Source organism: Anaerostipes sp. CAG:276, assembly GCF_000432215.1.
Lineage (GTDB): Bacteria > Bacillota > Clostridia > Lachnospirales > Lachnospiraceae > Anaerostipes > Anaerostipes caccae.
This window is the reverse complement of sequence record NZ_FR889207.1, coordinates 32,716-50,353: the sequence shown is the minus strand read 5'-3', so window position 1 is coordinate 50,353 and position 17,638 is coordinate 32,716. Positions and strand designations below refer to the sequence as shown.

The following is a 17,638-nucleotide window of genomic DNA, read 5'->3' as shown; positions in this document are numbered from 1 at the left end:
CCCTTGTCAAAGTACTCCATCAGATCCTTGGCCTGATACTCTTCTCCGACGATCGGTGCGATCTCCGTGGAAATATTGGCCCGTATCATATGAATGGACGGAGCACTGGCCTTGATCTTCACCCCGTATTTGTTCCCATGCTTCACGATCTTAGGTTCTTCCAGGACAATATCTCCCTTTGTCGGGGTCACAACACCGTATCCCCTCTGTTTCACTGCGTTCAGGGCATCGGCCACTTCTTCGTATTCCTTTTTCTGTCTTGCAAGATCTCTCATGATCGAGATGAATTCGTATTCATTCTTGATCGGAAGTCCAATCGTATCACTTAAAAATTCATAATAATAGGAATCATCCATATCCACTGCGATACGGATCACTCCGGTATCCATAGCGACAGAATCCAGTTTCCACTGTTTTATGTATTGATTTTCGTAATCTTCCTCCTCATAGATGTCTTTCATGGTATCCTTCTCTATGAGCATCTTCCGGGCAGTCTCCATGATTTCCTGTTTGATCTTGTGATCGTGCGGAAGTACCTCCACCCATTTCGGTACAAAAAAGCCAATCGAAGAAATTGGGAATTCCATCAGTACACTCTTGAGTATATAATAAATATCATCCTTCTTAAGCTGTTCACAGTTCATCGGGAGCACTTTTGCCCCGTATTTTGCTTCCTTTTCTTTGGCAAGGTTCACAGTTTCTTCAGAATATGGACGGCTCGTATTTAAAAGTACCACAAATGGTTTATGTAATGCTTTGAGCTGTTTGATCGTCTCTTCCTCCGGCTCCTGATAATTGGCCGCCTCTATGTCGCCGAAGGAACCGTCTGTAGTCACTACGATCCCGATCGTGGAATGTTCCGTGATGACTTTTTTTGTCCCGATGCTGGCCGCTTTTGTAAATGGAATCTCATAATCAAACCACGGTGTCTTCACCAGCCGTTCTTCTTCTCCCTCAATATGGCCCACAGCTCCGTTTACCATGTAACCCACACAGTCGATGAGGCGGACTTTCATGCTGATGCCGTCATCCACGTTGATCTCCACCGCTTCATTCGGCACAAACTTGGGTTCCGTCGTCATGATGGTTTTTCCGCTGGATGACTGAGGCAGCTCGTCGTTGGCACGGCTTCTTTCGTTCTCATTTTCCATGTTCGGAAGAACCATCAGGTTCATAAACCGCTTGATAAACGTACTCTTTCCGGTCCTAACCGGACCTACCACGCCGATGTAGATCTCTCCGTCGGTCCTGGCCATAATATCCTTATATACATTAAAGTAATCCATAATATCCTCCTACGATAGACTGTTAAAGTATATGCAGTATTCTGCCAGGATATGACTGTAAGAAAGAAAAAAGGACTGCCCGGGCAATCCTTTTTCTCTTATATCACTGGTTGATTATGTATTCTGTTTTAAGAAAAGAACTTTTCCTTTACTTCTTTTACCGGCATATCCTGTCCGGTGAACAGTTTAAATGCAGCCACTCCCTGCCATAAGAGCATTCCGTCTCCCTGGACAGTCCTGCAGCCCGCTGCTTTAGCCTCTCTTAACAGCTTTGTCTCTTTCGGATTATAGACCACATCTGCAACAACCATATCTTTGCGGAACAGGCTCGTATCCCGGATCACGGAAGTGTCTTCTTTTGGTTTCATCCCAAGAAGAGTTCCGTTGATGAGAATATCGGTTTTTGATACCGCTTCTTTGACAGCAGCTTCGTCAGCCAGATCGATCAAAGTGATGTCACAGTCCGGAGTTTCTTCCCGGAGCTTTTTATGCATCTCTTCCGCCCGTCCGAAGAAATCATCCCTTGGGTTAATGACCGTGACGGAATTTGCGCCATCCAGAGCACACTGTACCAAAATCGCTGTCGCAGCACCTCCGGCCCCAAAGATCACAATATCTTTTTTCCCGATTGAAACCCCATGATCCTTAAGATTTGCCACAAATCCTTCACCGTCTGTGATATGTCCGTAAAGTTTTCCGTCTCTGTTTACCACAGTGTTTACCGCACCGATCAGCCTGGCTGCCGGAGACAATTCATCCATATATTTTGCTGCCTCTGTCTTGCACGGCATGGTCACATTGAGCCCCTGCATATTCAGTGTTCGCACTGCGCTGATGGCATCTTTTACCTGGTCTTCTTTGATATCAAAAGCCAGGTAAGCCGCGTCAATCCCGAGCGCCTGAAATCCATAATTGTGCATAGCCGGTGATCCTGAATGTCCCACCGGTGACCCGATCAGTCCCAATAATCTTGTTGTTCCTTTAATTCTGCTGTCCATAGTTCCTCCTAATCTCCTCCCGGAAACATGTGTGATGCTTTCGGTTTTTGTGTTCTGAATTTAAATGGATTCTGCGATGATCTCCCGGATCAAGTCTCTTTCATCCATATGATGTTTCACTCCTCTGATCTCCTGATAATCTTCATGTCCTTTGCCCGCCAGAATGACGATATCGCCCTTTCCTGCATGTTCCATGCAGTAGCGGATGGCTTCTTTCCTGTCAGGGATCGTGACATATTCTCCCGGTCCCTTATGGACTCCCACCAAAATATCATTGATAATGTCCATCGGTTCTTCATTTCTCGGATTGTCTGATGTCACCACCGTAAGATCCGCAAGTTTTGAAGATACCTCGCCCATCTCATACCGTCTGGCTTTGGCCCTGTTGCCTCCGCAGCCGAACAGACAGTAGATCTTTTTCGGATCATACTTCCGTATCGTCGTGAGCAGGCTTTCGAGACTCATGGCATTGTGGGCGTAATCAATCATCAGGGTGTATTCGCCCGGTGTTTTTATGATCTCTAAACGGCCTTTTACCTGAATCGTATTCAGTGCGTCCAGAACATCTTTCTTTTGAATTCCCATATGGCGGCACAATGAAATGGCTGCCAGCGAATTATAGACCGTAAAGTCTCCTGGAATGTCCACATGAACGTTATACTCTTCTTTTCCTTTTAAATCGTAAGAAACGCCAAGATAACCGGGTTCCTGGATACGCTCTATATGGTCGGCATACACATCGCTGCCCGGCTTCATGCCAAAGGTCTCTAAAGAACATGTATGCCCCTTGATGATTCTTTCTACATAGTCATCATCCCCGTTTACAATGCCCTGCCTGCACTGCTGAAACAAAAGAGACTTGCAGCGGATATAGTCATCCATATCCTTGTGTTCATTTTCTCCGATATGGTCTTCGGCCAGATTCGTAAAAATACCATAGTCAAAGGTAAAGCCGCTCACCCTGTGGAGCATCAGTCCCTGTGAAGAAACTTCCATGACGACATTTTTGCATCCCGCATCCGCCATCTTCCGGAAAGATTCCTGAATCACGTAAGATTCCGGCGTCGTATTGACCGAAGGGATTCTTTCATCCCCGATGACAGTCTCAATGGTTCCGATCAGCCCGGTCTTCTGCCCCGCGTGCTCAAGCACCGACTGGATCATGTAAGTGATCGTTGTCTTGCCTTTGGTTCCGGTTATCCCAATGGTCATCAGTTCCTCTGCCGGATATCCGAAGTAAGCTGCGGACATCTCTGCAAGCGCCTTTCTCGTGTCGTCAAAACGGATCACCGTTACGCCCTTCGGAGCTTCCACATCCTGTTGTACAACGATAACTTTGGCACCCTTTTCGATTACCTGCCCAATAAACTTATGTCCGTCAAAGGCTGCCCCGGAAATGCAGACAAAAACACTGTTCTCCTCCACTTTTCTTGAGTCATATACGAGAGTCGAAATCTCTGTATCTTCCGTGCCCTGTACGAGAGTGTATTCTGAGCGTTCTAATAATTTTGATAATTTCATAGATTCCTCCTAAGCCAAAACTTTTTAAAGGTCAATCTCCCCGTCAAATACTTTTGTGGCCGGTCCTTTCATGAAGATGGTATGTTTCTCTTCGTCATATTCAATCTGAAGATCTCCTCCCAGAAGGTGGACCAGGACTTTATTGCCGGTCTTCTGATTCAGATAGCTTGCATAGGCACTTGCACATGCACCGGTTCCGCAGGCTAGAGTCTCCCCTGCTCCGCGCTCCCAAACACGCATCCTGATCGTATGGTCGTCGACCACCTGGATAAATTCTGTGTTGACTCTGTCCGGAAACATCGGGTGATGTTCAAACATCGGCCCGAGCTTTTCAATATCAAGATCATCCACAGAGTCTACAAACACGACTCCATGGGGATTTCCCATAGATACACAGGTGATCCTGTACTCTCTGCCGTCTACGATGACAGGCTTGTCGATGACTTTTTTCTCCTCATCATAAATCACCGGTATTTTATCGGCCTCCAGCACAGGGGCCTCCATGTCTACATTGACCCATGTGACCTTTCCGTCTTCCACTGTAAGGTCCAGTTCTTTGATCCCGCCTTTGGTCTCGATGGTGATCGTTGTTTTGTCCGTTAATCCATAGTCGTATACATACTTTGCGATACAGCGGACTCCGTTTCCGCACATGGCTCCCTCTGTACCGTCACTGTTGTACATGGCCATCCGGAAATCCGCTTTGTCAGAAGGATGAATACAGATCATACCGTCTGACCCGATTCCAAAATGGCGGTCACTGACAAACTTTGCCGTCTCATTGGGATTTTCTATCGTTTCTTCAAAACAGTTCACGTATACATAATCATTGCCGCAGCCATGCATCTTTGTAAATTTCATGGAATCACTCCTCGTTTTCATAGTGTTTTTAATATTTTATTTATTCTACCATAATCAATATAGAAACACAAAGTGTTTTCTGCCGTTTCCCGGTTGTGTTTTACCGCTTTGTATTATAAAATAAAAGTAAAAAACAGGGAAAGGAGAGACTATGTATTCATTTTTGGAAATCAAGAACCAAATGTTTTCTGACTTTTATCTCCTTTTCTGCGGCATACAGGAGTGCACACCTCTTTATTCCTTCGGTCCTGCTGTCCGGAGCCACCACCTGCTTCACTACTGTGTCAGCGGAAAAGGATATTACTATGCCGGGGACAAACAGTACACCATTGAGCCGGGAGACGCTTTCTTGATCCTCCCGGATGAAGTAACCTTTTACCAGGCAGACGAACAAGATCCCTGGACCTATCTCTGGGTCGGTTTTTCCGGAAATCAAGTCAATGACTATCTTCAGCGCTGCGGTCTGGACAGTGAACATCTGATCTGTCACTGTGAGGAGAAAGAACTTCTTGTATCTTATATTGAAGATATCCTCAGACATAATACCTTAAGCTACAGCAATGAGATTTATATTCAGGGCATACTCTTTCTGATCTTTGCCTCCTTCAGCCGGTCCGCTGATATTAAATACAAGTCTGATTTTACAAGTGAAAACATACATATCAGCAAGGCCATTGAATTTATACAGAAAAATTACCAGAATGTCATTACCGTCAGGGACATTGCTGATTATGTTTCTTTAAACCGGAGTTATCTCTGCAGCATGTTCCAGGAAAACCTTCATATGTCACCCCAGCAGTTCCTCTTAAGATTCCGCGTTACCAAAGCCACAGAACTTCTTTCAGATACGGATCTTCCGGTTAAGAATATCTCATACTCCTGCGGTTATGCCAATCAGCTTGCCTTTTCCAAGGCATTTAAAAAAAATTACCGGTTTAAGTCCCACGGCCTACCGCAAAGAAAACCGGAATGTTCCGAATATTATACGGGCTTTCGACCCTCACAAAGCAGAAAACCAAAAGCATTCTGAATAGATAAAAAGGAAAGGCTCCATACTGTAAACAGCAGGAGTCTTTCCTTCATTAGGAACGTACGGAAGGCGCTCGCAATTCGTCCTCCGCAGTTAAGATATATAGGCGAGACTGGTAATCTCCGTTGGCTCCGTTATATGTCTCACGGTTTTCACCGCTGGAGGCATCCGAAGTCACCAGTCCGGCTTTCATTAGTTCATCGCCGTAGTGGCTGGTTTCATTGATTGTCACATGATAGCATAAATTTTCATCGAGCCCCCGGAGCTTCAGTCTTGTATATCCTGAATTCACCGGTTCCAGCGTGCGGAAGTATCCGACGACCGCCGTCCGTCTGTCTTGTGAGACCGACATCCATGCACTTGTATTGTGTTTAAAAGGGCTCTGAAGGCGGTAGAAGGTTCCAAACTGAAGGACCTCCCGGTATGTCTTCATAAATTCCACCTGTTCTTTTATTTTTTCCTGTTCCTCTGCTGACAACTGATTCAAATCAAGTTCATATCCAAAAGTCCCGAAACAGGCAACATTCGCCCGCGTCTCAATCGGAGTATTCCTCAGCACCTGATGATTCGGCACCGCTGATACGTGAGCTCCCATACTGCTGACCGGATAAACCATACTGGTGCCGTATTGGATTTTAATTCTTTCTATTGCATCCGTATCATCACTGGTCCAGCACTGGGGCGCATAATACATCATTCCGGGATCAAATCTGGCACCTCCGCTGGCGCAGGATTCAAACAGGATATGCGGAAACTTCTTTGTCAACCGTTCATAAAGATCATATACCCCAAGGATATATTTATGTGTAACTTTCCCTTGATCCGATGCACCGCATCCTGCTGAATACACCTCTGACATACAGCGGTTCATATCCCATTTTATATAGGACACAGGAGCATCCAGCAAAACTTTTTCCATGAGCCGGTATATATAATCTACCACTTCTTTTCTGGAAAAATCCAGGACAAACTGATTTCTTCCGTGACAGCTGTTTCTGCCCGGAGCCGCAAGCATCCAGTCCGGATGAGCCCGATACAGGTCACTGTCTTTGTTGACCATCTCCGGTTCAAACCAAAGTCCGAATTTCAAACCTTTCTTTTCAATTTTTTCCGCAATGCCCTTGATTCCTTCCGGAAGTTTGTTAAGGTCCGGGTACCAGTCTCCCAGAGAACTTGTATCGTCATCTCTTCTGCCGAACCAGCCGTCATCCAGGACAAATAATTCGATGCCGAGACGTTTCGCCGTATCTGCGATTAGAAGAATTTTATCTTCATCAAAATCAAAGTATGTGGCTTCCCAGTTATTCACAAGAATCGGACGGACTTGATCCCTCCATTCTCCTCTGGCCAGCCGTTTCTGATACAGCTCATGGTAAGTCTGGCTCATACCGTTTAAGCCCTCACTGCTGTAGACCATCACCGCTTCCGGTGTCTGAAAGTTCTCTCCCGGTTTTAATTCCCACGTAAACGTGTTAGGGTTGATTCCCATGGTGACCCTTGAGACATCATAAGTATCCACTTCCACCTGCGCAAGAAAGTTTCCGCTGTACACAAAGGAAAAACCGTAAACTTCTCCGTCATGTTCTGTGGTGTTTTCCCGTTTCAGTGCAATAAACGGATTATAATTATTAGAACTGCAGCCTCTCATACTGTACACGGACTGGATGCCATGGCACAGTCTGCGCTCCTTTATATGCCTCTCTCTGGACCACGCTCCGGTCAGTTCGATCATTTCGTAGTCTGAATCCGGAAGATCCAGACACAGACTCATTGCCTGATCCAGGATCACAGACTCTGTTCCCCGATTCACAAACCGTACACTACGCGCAACAGCTCCATAATGTGCAAATATGGAATACGATAACAGCAGATCCACCTGGATCAATTCATCCCGAAGAAGAATCTCCAGCGTCTGTGCCTCTTTCGGATCCTCTGTATAGGTTGCGGGAAGCCCTGGAAGCTCTGGTTTTCCTTCCATGATCTTATGGGATATATATGTAAAATCTGTGATTCTGCTTCCATTGCTCTGCAGAATCTGAAAAGCCGGATATCTCATATCCCCTGATCCATAAGCCGGATATTCCTGCTTGATATGCTCCATAGAAAACGTCAGATCCCCTTCATAGGTACACGGCGCCATGGGACGCTGCCTTGCCTCAAATAAATGCTCATATTCTTCTCTGTCCCGTATTGCCGCTCCGCAGTAAAGCTGACCAAGCTGACCGTTTCTTAAGATTTTAAAAATATAACTGATCTTATCATTATATAGATGAAATGTTTTAGATCTCTCATGAAAAATAATTGACATATAGATTCCTCCGTCTTTTCTATAATTATTATGAATTGTTTGCCAGACGCTCGTCCAGTTTCTCTTTTCTCAATGCCAGAACATTCATGATTTTGTCGTAATACGCCCCATGAAGTTTAAATTTTGTCTTGTAGATCATAAAACTGAGGGCTACAAAAACAATCGGGACACCGATCATAACAAAACGGATACCGTTCTGTGTTGATGCTGTCTGTACTGCATTTGGAATATACCCCGTGGCATTCAGTGCAAATCCGGTAAGAAGCGCACCCATAGCCGAAGTAAACTTTACGAGCAGTGTTTGGATAGAAAAGGTAACAGACTCATTTCTTGTTCCGAATTTATATTCACCATAGTCGACAACATCTGCCAGCACAACCGTCACAATCCCAAGCTGAAGCCCGGAACCGAATTTAACACCATAGCCGGCGATGGCTGTCAATACAAAATTCGTCGGTGCCAGATATCCGATGACGAATAACAGCCCCAGTCCAATTGTCGGTATCAGGCTTGCCAAAAGATAAACCTGGTTTCTGTTCAGATGTTTCGCGATCCATGGAAACAGAAACAAGCCGGAGATCTCTGCAATCCCTGCAAACATCGTAAAGATTGAAAACATTGATTTGCTGCCTGCCACATATAAGAAGTAGTATAGAGATACCCCTGTCATAACCTGCATCGCAAAATTAAATGTAAGGATTACTGCAATGGCTACAAGAAGCTGATCATTTTTTGAAATGATATGCAGCAATTTCTTAAAGGATGTCTTCTCTTCCTTCACTGCTCTTACATGATCCGCTGATTTTACATTTGTGACCGTAAATGGTGATAATAAATACAGCCGTAATTATGTATGCGAAATAAGAAAATCCTTTCTGCGCATCACCTTTTCCCAAAAAGTCCATGATCTGAAGCCCAAATCCTCCGACGATCAGGGATCCTCCCACAGATGCGAAGATCCTGGGAACTACAGCCACCCGGTCGCGCTCTGATTTGTCACTGGTCAGATTGGGGAGCATAGACCAGTATGGGATATCCATAATGGTATAAGTCATTCCCCACAAAATATACATAACGGCAGCAAAAACATAAAGTGCGGTTCCGGATAATCCCCAGTCCGTAAATAAACAGGCAAAAACAACGGCATTGATCAATGTTCCAACAGCCAGCCACGGCCTGAATTTTCCCCATCTTGTTTTCGTATTGTCAACGACCATTCCCATTCCGAGATCATTTACCGCATCCCAGAACTTTGCAAAGAAAAAGAGTGTCCCTACAAATGCCGCTGAAATTTTCAGTACATCTGTAAAATAGACCATTGCATAGGTAAATATGACTCCGCAGATCATATCTTTTCCCAGGGCACCGATTCCATAGCTATATTTTTCACGCGCTGATAGCTTCATTCTATTCATCCTCCTATTTTTTCACGACCATTAGATCTTCATTAGCTTTAACCCGGCCTGCCTTCAGCACTTCAATGTTGTCATTTTCTACATTGGCAAATACGATAGGGGTTGCTTCTGATAAATTTTTTTCTTTTAATAGTTTTTGATCAAATTCCAGCAAAAGCTGTCCTTTATTCACATAATCTCCTGGCTCCACATATATATGAAATCCCTCTCCTTTCAGCTGATTCGTGTTAATCCCTACATGGATTAGATATTCATATCCAGACTTTGTCTCCAGCCCGACTGCATGGCGTGTCGGGAATGTAAAATTTACTTTTGCTGCCGACGGTGCAAACACTTTATCTCCCGATGGAAAAATAACCACCCCATCTCCAAGGAGTCCGTCTGCGAATGCCCTGTCCGGTGTTTCATCCAAAGGTCTCACTTCACCGTCCATCGGACATCCAAACACTTCTTTCCCTTTTGAAAATAATGCCATTTTCTTACCTCCTGATCATTTCTTTTTCTTCCATCGATGTTATCTAAATTATAACATTCGGACATACTTTTTCTAGCCAATTTTGTGTGCAGAATATGTCCAAATGTCATTTATTTGACACTTTTAACAAAAGAATATTTTGTTTTCCCCCTGTATTTATGCATTTCTGTATACAAGTGTTGTGATTTATATTTCTCTTTCAATTATTTTTATAGGTAAATATTTTATATAAATATATCCAAATGTTATTTTATTCAAGATTCTATTTATCCGGAAAACATGCTATACTTTTTACCAAAGATTGTTTGGAGAAACGAGGCTGTATCCGAGTATGGAAAAAACTAAGAATGATTTTACAAAAGGAAGCGTCACAAAAAACATCATAAACCTTGCTGTACCTATGACTCTGGCTCAGCTGATCAACGTACTGTACAGTATTGTTGACCGTATCTATATCGGAAGAATGGGAACAGATGCCGCTCTCGCCCTGGGAGGTGTGGGCATTACCTTTCCGATTATTACGATCATCATGGCATTTGCCAATCTGATCGGCATGGGAGGTGCTCCTCTTTGTTCCATAGAACGCGGAAAAGGAAATCAAAAAAAGGCCGAGGAGATCATGGGAAATTCTTTTTTCCTTCTGATTCTCCTGGGCCTTCTGCTCACGGCTGTAATCCTCATTTTTAAAAAACCGATTATTTATGCATTCGGAGCGAGCGAAGCTACATTTCCCTATGCAGACAGCTACATCACGATCTATCTTCTGGGATCTGTTTTTGTGATGATCGGCCTTGGTATGAACAGCTTCATAAACTCTCAGGGTTTTGCAAGAACCGGGATGCTGACAGTTTTAATCGGCGCCGTCTTAAATATTATATTAGATCCTGTTTTTATCTTTATCCTGCAGCTGGGTGTCAGGGGAGCGGCTCTCGCAACCGTCATTTCCCAGTTTGTTTCCTCTGTATGGGTCCTCCTCTTTCTCGCCGGCAGAAAAACAATACTAAAACTGAAAAAGGAAAACTTTAGGTTAAGGTTCCGTCTGGTCAGGCAGATCGTAACCCTCGGTCTTTCCGGTTTTACGATGTCGGTCACAAACAGTATCGTACAGATCGCCTGCAACGCAACCCTGCAGGTCTATGGAGGAGATCTCTATGTGACCGTCATGACGATTTTAAATTCGATCCGGGAAGTCATCACGATGCCGGTTACCGGTATTACCAACGGCGCCCAGCCGGTTCTGGGATATAATTACGGAGCTGAACAGTACGAAAGAGTCAAGGCAGCCATTCGGTTTATGACTCTTGCCTGCATCGGCTACACCTTTATTGTATGGGGTATCCTGCTTCTTGCACCGCACTTTTTTATCCATATTTTCAACAGCAGTCCGGAGATCATAGCAAAAGGTGTCCCCGCCTTAAAGCTTTATTTCTTTGGAATCTTCATGATGTCCCTGCAGTTTTCGGGCCAGTCCACCTATATCGCGCTGAACAGGTCCAGACAGGCTATCTTCTTTTCTATCTTCCGGAAGGTCGTCATTGTTCTTCCCCTGACCGTCTGCCTGCCAATGCTGTTCGGTCTCGGTGTCAACGGTGTTTTTATCGCAGAGCCCATCTCCAATTTCATCGGAGGAACCGCCTGCTATGTCACAATGCTGCTCACTGTCTACCGCAAACTGAAAGACTCCGGGGAACAAGCTTAAATGCTCGTCTCCGGAGTCCTTATGTTCTATTCTCTGACCAGTTTATGCAGCGCTGCCTTCTTTACACAGACACAGAACAGTTCCATCGCCTGTTCCAGTTCTTCCACTGTAGGGTATGTAGGCGCAATCCTTAAATTGCTGTCCTTCGGGTCCTTCTTGTATGGATAAGTCGCTCCTGCGCCGGTGAGTACAACTCCCGCCTCTTTTGCCAGGCGTACAACTTCTTTTGCACATCCCGGATATACATCCACGGACACAAAATATCCGCCTTTCGGCTCCTCCCATACAGCGAGCCCTGTTCCTGCAAGCTCTTTGTTCAGGTATTTGAGAACCGTTTCAAACTTCGGCCTCATGCACTCAGCCAAAACCTGCATATGCGCTCTCAGTCCCTCTGCATTTTGAAAGAACTGTACGTGGCGCAGCTGGTTGACTTTGTCATATCCGATCGTCTGGACACCCATGATCTTTTTGATTTCATTTATATTCTCTTCACTGGAAGCGATCAGGCTGACACCGGCTCCCGGGAAGGTGATCTTTGAGGTAGAGAAGAAATAATACGGACGATTCTTTGTACCGGCTTCTTCACATGCGTCGATGATATTCTTAACTTTCACATCCTCAAAGACCGGATGCACACCGTAGGCATTGTCCCAAAATATTTTGAAGTCTTTCGCGGCAGTCTTCATGGAAGCCAGTCGGTCTACTGTTTCATCGCTGTAACAGATGCCCTGCGGATTGGAATACTTGGGAACGCACCAGATACCTTTGATGGACGTATCACTTCCCACAAGCTCTTCCACCATATCCATATCCGGGCCTTCTTTGGTCATAGGAACCGGGATCATTTCGATACCCAGAGTCTCGCAGATGGTAAAATGACGATCATAGCCGGGACTTGGGCAGAGAAACTTCACCTTGTCAAGCCGGCCCCACGGTTTCTCTCCCATCGTTCCGAACACAAACAAACGCATCACTGCGTCAAACATTAAGTTAAGGCTTGCATTTCCTCCGACGATCAGCTGGCCGGCCGGAATATCGAGCAGTTCACTGAAAAGTTCCTTCATCTCAGGAATCCCGTCCAAAACGCCGTAATTTCTCACATCCATGCCTGCCTTTGTGTGATAGTCCGTCATTTCTTTCAGCATGCCGTTGGCGTGATCAATCTGCGACGGCGCAGGCTTTCCCCTTGACATATCAAGGCTTAAATTCCTGGCCTTCAGTTCCTCGTAATCCCTGTCTGCTGCTTCCTTTGCCTGTTCCAATTCTTCCTTTGACATTTCCGCGAATTCTGCCATAGCTTTGTCCTTTCTTATTCTTCTTCCCATTTAAGGTTTGTATGTTCTTTCTTGCGCTCCCTTAAGAGCAGATCTGCCACTGCCTCTTTCGGATCTTTCTCCTCAAAGAGTACTTTGTTTACTTCCTCAATGATCGGAACATTGACATTATTCCGCTTTGCGAGTCCGAGAGCCGCTTTGGCGGAATAGACACCTTCCACGACCATCTTGACTTCATCCATAGCCTCTTTCGGAGAATATCCCTGTCCCATCAGGAGTCCGGCTTTCCTGTTCCGGCTGTGAACGCTCGTACAGGTAACGATCAGGTCACCGATGCCGGTCAGACCGGTAAATGTCTCGATCTGTCCCCCGAGAGCGGCTCCCAGTCTGGTAAGTTCCGCGATTCCTCTGGTCATCAGTGCGGCTTTTGTATTGTCGCCGTATCCGAGGCCGTCTGTGACGCCGGCAGCCAGGGCAATGACATTCTTCAATGCTCCTCCGAGCTCAATTCCCATGATATCAGGGCTTGTGTAGACACGGAACACCTCATTCATAAACAGATCCTGAAGCATTACAGCTACACTTTCCTTCTTTGCACCGACAACACAGGTCGTCGGGAGTTTTCTTCCCACTTCCTCTGCATGGCTCGGGCCGGAGAGTACACAGACAACAGCGCCCGGAATCTCCTCCTCGATGATCTCTGTCAGTGTCTTATAGGTTTCATCCTCAATCCCTTTCGCCACATTGACGATGACCTGGCCTTCTTTTATAAATGGAGCCATGCGAGTTGCCATAGAACGGACCACCGGAGACGGCACAGCCATGACGATGACATCTCTGCCTGTGAGAGTTTCTTCAAGATCGGCGCTGACCTTTATATTCTCCGGAAGCTTCACTCCAGGAAGCTTGTCTTTCTGCTCTCTTTCCTTCTGAAGCATCTCGATCTCCTTGGAATCGTGAGACCACAGTGTCACTTCATGTCCATTGTTCGCCAGCAAAACTGCCAGGGCACTTCCCCAGCTTCCTGCACCGATTACGCTAACCTTTTTCATAGTTTCCTCCTAACGTTTTACCTTCTGTCCGAGTTTGTTTTCCGTCCCGTGAATGAGCCGGCCAATGTTTGCCCTGTGGCGCCAGACCGCCATAGCCGTAAACACACACCCCACCGCCACAAGCTGCCAGTCGTGGGGACTGCTGAAATATAAAATAAACGGGATTACCAGTACCATGCAAATAGAACCCAGTGATACATATTTACTGATCCCTGTCACAACAGAAAAAATAAGCAGACAGAGAAGTCCCAGTCTCCAGTCGAATGCAAAGATCACGCCGCCTGTTGTAGCGATCCCTTTCCCTCCTTTAAAATGCAGGTAAAAAGGAAAATTGTGCCCGATGACCACGGCAAACCCGGTCACCAGCCAGAGTGTGGCTTCATGGGCCATTCCTCCGAACTGGGGAATTAATATGTATCTGGCAATGTTGACTGCGATGAGTCCCTTTGAGGAATCCCCAAGGAAGGTCAGCAGTGCCGCTGTCTTTCCAAGGGTTCTCAGTGTATTTGTCGTTCCGGAATTACCGCTTCCGTAATCTCTGATGTCGATATGATTGATTTTTCCGATAATAAATCCTGTCTGAATACAGCCCAGCAGATATCCCATGGCCAGGCAGAGAAAAACACAAAGGACCATTACTTCTCCTTCCTTTCCCGCGCAATGATGTGGATCGGGGTTCCCCGGAATCCGAACGTATTCCGTATCTGGTTTTCAATATATCTGGTATAGGAAAAGTGCATCAGCTGCCTGTCATTGATAAACACCACAAATGTGGGGGGCTTCACCGATACCTGTGTCATATAGTAGAGCTTCAGGCGTTTTCCTTTGTCAGACGGCGGCTGTTTCATCGCTACTGCTTCTGTCAGAATCTCGTTGAGCACTCCGGTCTGGACACGCATAGCGTGATTTTCAATAACGGCATCCAGCATATCAAAGATCTTAGGAAAACGCTGTCCGGTCTTTGCCGAAATAAAAACCAATTCCGCATAGGACATATAAGCCAAAACCTCGCGGATTTTGTTTGTGAACTTATAGATCGTCTTGTCGTCTTTCTCCACCAGATCCCATTTGTTGACCGCAATGATCATCCCCTTGCCTCTCTCATGGGCAATGCCTGCGATCTTTGCGTCCTGCTCGGTGATGCCTTCTGTGGCGTCAATGACCAGAACCGCCACATCACACCGTTCCACTGCGGAAACTGTACGGATGACACTGTAACGTTCCAGATCTTCTTTGATTTTATTTTTCCGGCGGAGCCCTGCGGTGTCAATAAACACGTATTCTTTTCCGTTCTTCTGGATGACCGTGTCAATGGCATCTCTCGTCGTTCCCGCAACATCCGATACAATGACTCTCTCCTCACCAAGCATCTTGTTGATAATCGAAGACTTTCCTGCATTGGGCTTTCCAATGATGGCAATCTTAGGCCTTTCATCTTCTTCCTCTTCCAGAGCCTTTGGATCACAGTTTTCCACGACCTCATCCAGCAGATCACCGAATCCAAGCTTGGAATTTGCGGAAACCGGATGGGGATCACCCAGTCCCAGATTATAAAACTCATAGGTATCCGGCAGAAACTTCTCATAATTGTCTGCTTTATTCACTGCCAGGACCACCGGCTTCTGAGACCGTCTCAGCATGTCCGCCACCTGGAAGTCCGCATCCACCAATCCCTGCCTCACATCTACAAGAAAAATGATCACGTCTGCAGTCTCAATGGCAATCTGCGCCTGCTCTCTCATCCTGGAAAGGATGACATCTCCCGAATCCGGCTCGATCCCACCGGTGTCGATCAGCGTAAAATTATAATTCAGCCAGGAAATGTCCGCATAGATCCTGTCCCTTGTCACTCCCGGTGTATCTTTTACGATTGAAATATTCTCTCCCGCAAGTGCGTTGAACAGTGTGGATTTCCCCACGTTCGGCCTTCCCACGATTGCTACTATCGGTTTACTCATGTTTATTTCCTCTCTGTATGGAATCTTTCTTCCTAAAACTTCCGTTTGATTATATGATAATCTTTCCCTGTTGTAAAGATTATATCACATTCAAAGCACAATGAATGCCCCTAAATTCCCCCGTTTTCCTTTTGTTGCCCGATGAGAAAATAAGTAATCGCTGTTGCAGCAGGTACAGAGATCGGTGATGTCCAGATTCTCCTGTAAAATTCCTGCTTCCGTCAATATAATCTCATTGGCCTTCCACAGGTCCAGCTGATACTTGTCATTTTCCTTCCTGTCCAAAAATTCTTCTTTCGGGTGTGTTGAAAATTCCTTTATGAACTGCTCTGCCACATCTTCGCTGACCTCATAGCAGTCTCTGCAGATTGACGGGCCGACAGCCGCCACAATATCCTCAGGACAGCATCCATATCCGTCTTTCATCTGTTTTACCATCTTTTCTCCGATCCGTCCGACTGTACCCTTCCAGCCGGAATGGGCCAGAGCCGCCACTTTTTTGACAGGATCAAAGAAAAACAGGGGTACACAGTCCGCATATCCCGTATACAGAGGGACTCCAGGCACATCGGTCACCAGTCCGTCCATTCCGGTCATGACTTTTCCGCAGTCTTCTTTCCCGACTCTCCCGATCTTCGTGTCATGGATCTGATTGGAGAATACAAGCTTTTTCTCGTCAAACCCTATTGCCTGCCCGATCCTGCGGAAATTTTCATCCACAGAGGCTTCATCGTCTCCCCTTGTATAGCTTAAATTCATAGAGGAGAACATCCCTTGACTGACGCCTCCCATCCTGGTGGAAAATCCATGGCGGACTCCGGCCTGATCCAGTTTTCTAAACGTTAGATACGGCACCTGCCCTTCGTGCAGCACCGTGGAATGATTATCGTTTGATCTCTTAAAATGCATTTTTTATCACCCTGATCTTCTTTCCTATGATTTCTACCACATCAAATCGCGCCGGCCTGTCAAACATGCCGCGGCAAAACAAATAATATTCCGCCGTCTTATGAATCTTCTGCTGTTTTCTGCGGTCAACAGCCTCTCCTGGATATCCGAAGGCTATTGACCGCCGGTATTTCACCTCGGCAAACACAAGATACTGCCCATCCCGCGCAATAATATCAATTTCCCCATAGCGGGAATAAAAATTTCTCTCAATGACTTCATACCCCTGAGTCAATAAAAACCGGCACGCAGTCTCTTCCTTCTCCATACCGGTCTTTCTATGATTTTTCATATGTATTTCCTTACAAAACTCTTCCGGTGAAGTGTGCAGATACCATACTCTTTGATCGCCTCGATATGAGCCTTTGTCCCATAGCCTTTATTCTTTGCGAACTGATATTGAGGATAAAGCTGATCGTATTCTTCCATCATCCGGTCTCTGGTCACCTTTGCCACAATGCTTGCCGCCGCAATCGAAGCGCTCTTTGCATCCCCCTTGATGATCGGAACCTGCTCTGTTCCGATCCCCGGGATCGTAACCGCATCGTTTAGCAGCAGATCCGGCTCGACCGGAAGATTTGAAACCGCCGTCCTCATCGCTTCATAGGTAGCATTTAAAATATTGATCTCATCTATGACTTTTTCCGAAGCCATCCCGATTCCGACAGCGAGAGCTTTCTCGTAAATTTTATCATACAATGCTTCTCTCTTTTTCGGTGAAATCTTCTTGGAATCGTTCAGGTATAAAATATCACAGTCTCTCGGCAGAATGACGGCCGCCGCCACCACCGGTCCCGCAAAGGGTCCCCGGCC

Annotated in this window: 14 protein-coding genes and 2 pseudogenes; 2 read left to right on the top strand and 14 right to left on the bottom strand. The window is 45.9% G+C overall.

Annotated features, from left to right (window positions below; genetic code table 11):
* The 4 genes and pseudogenes from spoIVA to dapF all read right to left on the bottom strand — a co-directional run.
* Positions 1 to 1,286, bottom strand: a pseudogene (gene spoIVA, locus QVP35_RS15495) (stage IV sporulation protein A); the annotation flags it as partial.
* Between the two features lie 128 nt (positions 1,287 to 1,414).
* Positions 1,415 to 2,284 (bottom strand): shikimate dehydrogenase, encoded by an 870-nt coding sequence (locus QVP35_RS15490; protein WP_006567372.1) that lies wholly within the window; start codon positions 2,282 to 2,284, stop codon positions 1,415 to 1,417.
* A 60-nt stretch (positions 2,285 to 2,344) separates the two neighbouring features.
* Entirely contained in the window at positions 2,345 to 3,805 is a 1,461-nt protein-coding gene (locus tag QVP35_RS15485; RefSeq protein ID WP_006567373.1) for a UDP-N-acetylmuramoyl-L-alanyl-D-glutamate--2,6-diaminopimelate ligase, read from the bottom strand.
* A gap of 24 nt (positions 3,806 to 3,829) precedes the next feature.
* Positions 3,830 to 4,666, bottom strand: coding sequence for a diaminopimelate epimerase (gene dapF, locus QVP35_RS15480; protein ID WP_009291185.1), 837 nt, complete (start codon positions 4,664 to 4,666; stop codon positions 3,830 to 3,832).
* Between the two features lie 151 nt (positions 4,667 to 4,817).
* Here dapF and QVP35_RS15475 point away from each other — a divergent pair, with 151 nt between their 5' ends.
* Positions 4,818 to 5,696 (top strand): AraC family transcriptional regulator, encoded by an 879-nt coding sequence (locus QVP35_RS15475; protein ID WP_006567376.1) that lies wholly within the window; start codon positions 4,818 to 4,820, stop codon positions 5,694 to 5,696.
* A 52-nt stretch (positions 5,697 to 5,748) separates the two neighbouring features.
* Here the strand turns inward: QVP35_RS15475 and QVP35_RS15470 are convergent, their stop codons facing one another.
* The 3 genes and pseudogenes from QVP35_RS15470 to QVP35_RS15460 all read right to left on the bottom strand — a co-directional run bounded on the left by QVP35_RS15470 (position 5,749) and on the right by QVP35_RS15460 (position 9,894).
* Positions 5,749 to 8,004, bottom strand: a complete 2,256-nt coding sequence (locus QVP35_RS15470; RefSeq protein WP_006567377.1) for an alpha-galactosidase — start codon at positions 8,002 to 8,004, stop codon at positions 5,749 to 5,751.
* A gap of 28 nt (positions 8,005 to 8,032) precedes the next feature.
* Positions 8,033 to 9,323: pseudogene (gene melB, locus QVP35_RS15465) on the bottom strand (melibiose:sodium transporter MelB).
* Positions 9,324 to 9,423: 100 nt separating this feature from the next.
* Positions 9,424 to 9,894 carry a PTS sugar transporter subunit IIA gene (locus tag QVP35_RS15460; protein WP_006567380.1) on the bottom strand — a complete coding sequence of 157 codons (471 nt, stop codon included), beginning with the start codon at positions 9,892 to 9,894 and terminating at the stop codon, positions 9,424 to 9,426.
* Positions 9,895 to 10,225: 331 nt separating this feature from the next.
* Here QVP35_RS15460 and QVP35_RS15455 point away from each other — a divergent pair, with 331 nt between their 5' ends.
* Positions 10,226 to 11,593, top strand: coding sequence for an MATE family efflux transporter (locus QVP35_RS15455; RefSeq protein WP_006567382.1), 1,368 nt, complete (start codon positions 10,226 to 10,228; stop codon positions 11,591 to 11,593).
* 26 nt (positions 11,594 to 11,619) lie between these two features.
* Here QVP35_RS15455 and QVP35_RS15450 read toward each other — a convergent pair whose 3' ends face one another.
* From QVP35_RS15450 to QVP35_RS15420, 7 genes are all read right to left on the bottom strand, one after another.
* Positions 11,620 to 12,888: an aminotransferase class I/II-fold pyridoxal phosphate-dependent enzyme gene (locus tag QVP35_RS15450; RefSeq protein ID WP_009291182.1), complete on the bottom strand. Its 1,269-nt coding sequence runs from the start codon at positions 12,886 to 12,888 to the stop codon at positions 11,620 to 11,622.
* Positions 12,889 to 12,902: 14 nt separating this feature from the next.
* Positions 12,903 to 13,919 (bottom strand): NAD(P)H-dependent glycerol-3-phosphate dehydrogenase, encoded by a 1,017-nt coding sequence (locus tag QVP35_RS15445; protein ID WP_006567384.1) that lies wholly within the window; start codon positions 13,917 to 13,919, stop codon positions 12,903 to 12,905.
* 9 nt (positions 13,920 to 13,928) lie between these two features.
* Complete coding sequence (gene plsY, locus QVP35_RS15440; protein WP_006567385.1) at positions 13,929 to 14,555, bottom strand: glycerol-3-phosphate 1-O-acyltransferase PlsY; 627 nt, start codon at positions 14,553 to 14,555, stop codon at positions 13,929 to 13,931.
* On the bottom strand, positions 14,555 to 15,877 hold the full coding sequence (gene der, locus QVP35_RS15435) for a ribosome biogenesis GTPase Der (protein WP_006567386.1): 1,323 nt from the start codon (positions 15,875 to 15,877) through the stop codon (positions 14,555 to 14,557). The genes plsY and der overlap by 1 nt, the downstream gene beginning before the upstream one ends.
* Positions 15,878 to 15,967: 90 nt before the next feature.
* Positions 15,968 to 16,786 (bottom strand): peptidoglycan editing factor PgeF, encoded by an 819-nt coding sequence (pgeF, locus tag QVP35_RS15430; RefSeq protein WP_009291181.1) that lies wholly within the window; start codon positions 16,784 to 16,786, stop codon positions 15,968 to 15,970.
* A complete protein-coding gene (locus QVP35_RS15425) occupies positions 16,776 to 17,117 on the bottom strand; it encodes a YraN family protein (protein ID WP_009291180.1) in 342 nt (113 codons plus the stop codon). Before QVP35_RS15425 ends, pgeF begins: the two co-directional genes overlap by 11 nt.
* The coding region (locus tag QVP35_RS15420; protein ID WP_288187968.1) for a ribonuclease HII at positions 17,114 to 17,638 on the bottom strand (525 nt) is incomplete at its 5' end. The genes QVP35_RS15420 and QVP35_RS15425, both read right to left, overlap by 4 nt.

Excerpts from the sequence above, each read along its gene's own strand:
- QVP35_RS15490 (WP_006567372.1), bottom strand. The coding sequence starts at position 2,284 with ATGGACAGCAGAATTAAAGGAACAACAAGATTATTGGGACTGATCGGG.
- QVP35_RS15485 (WP_006567373.1), bottom strand. The coding sequence starts at position 3,805 with ATGAAATTATCAAAATTATTAGAACGCTCAGAATACACTCTCGTACAG.
- dapF (WP_009291185.1), bottom strand. The coding sequence starts at position 4,666 with ATGAAATTTACAAAGATGCATGGCTGCGGCAATGATTATGTATACGTG.
- QVP35_RS15475 (WP_006567376.1), top strand. The coding sequence starts at position 4,818 with ATGTATTCATTTTTGGAAATCAAGAACCAAATGTTTTCTGACTTTTAT.
- QVP35_RS15470 (WP_006567377.1), bottom strand. The coding sequence starts at position 8,004 with ATGTCAATTATTTTTCATGAGAGATCTAAAACATTTCATCTATATAAT.
- QVP35_RS15460 (WP_006567380.1), bottom strand. The coding sequence starts at position 9,894 with ATGGCATTATTTTCAAAAGGGAAAGAAGTGTTTGGATGTCCGATGGAC.
- QVP35_RS15455 (WP_006567382.1), top strand. The coding sequence starts at position 10,226 with ATGGAAAAAACTAAGAATGATTTTACAAAAGGAAGCGTCACAAAAAAC.
- QVP35_RS15450 (WP_009291182.1), bottom strand. The coding sequence starts at position 12,888 with ATGGCAGAATTCGCGGAAATGTCAAAGGAAGAATTGGAACAGGCAAAG.
- QVP35_RS15445 (WP_006567384.1), bottom strand. The coding sequence starts at position 13,919 with ATGAAAAAGGTTAGCGTAATCGGTGCAGGAAGCTGGGGAAGTGCCCTG.
- plsY (WP_006567385.1), bottom strand. The coding sequence starts at position 14,555 with ATGGTCCTTTGTGTTTTTCTCTGCCTGGCCATGGGATATCTGCTGGGC.
- der (WP_006567386.1), bottom strand. The coding sequence starts at position 15,877 with ATGAGTAAACCGATAGTAGCAATCGTGGGAAGGCCGAACGTGGGGAAA.
- pgeF (WP_009291181.1), bottom strand. The coding sequence starts at position 16,786 with ATGCATTTTAAGAGATCAAACGATAATCATTCCACGGTGCTGCACGAA.
- QVP35_RS15425 (WP_009291180.1), bottom strand. The coding sequence starts at position 17,117 with ATGAAAAATCATAGAAAGACCGGTATGGAGAAGGAAGAGACTGCGTGC.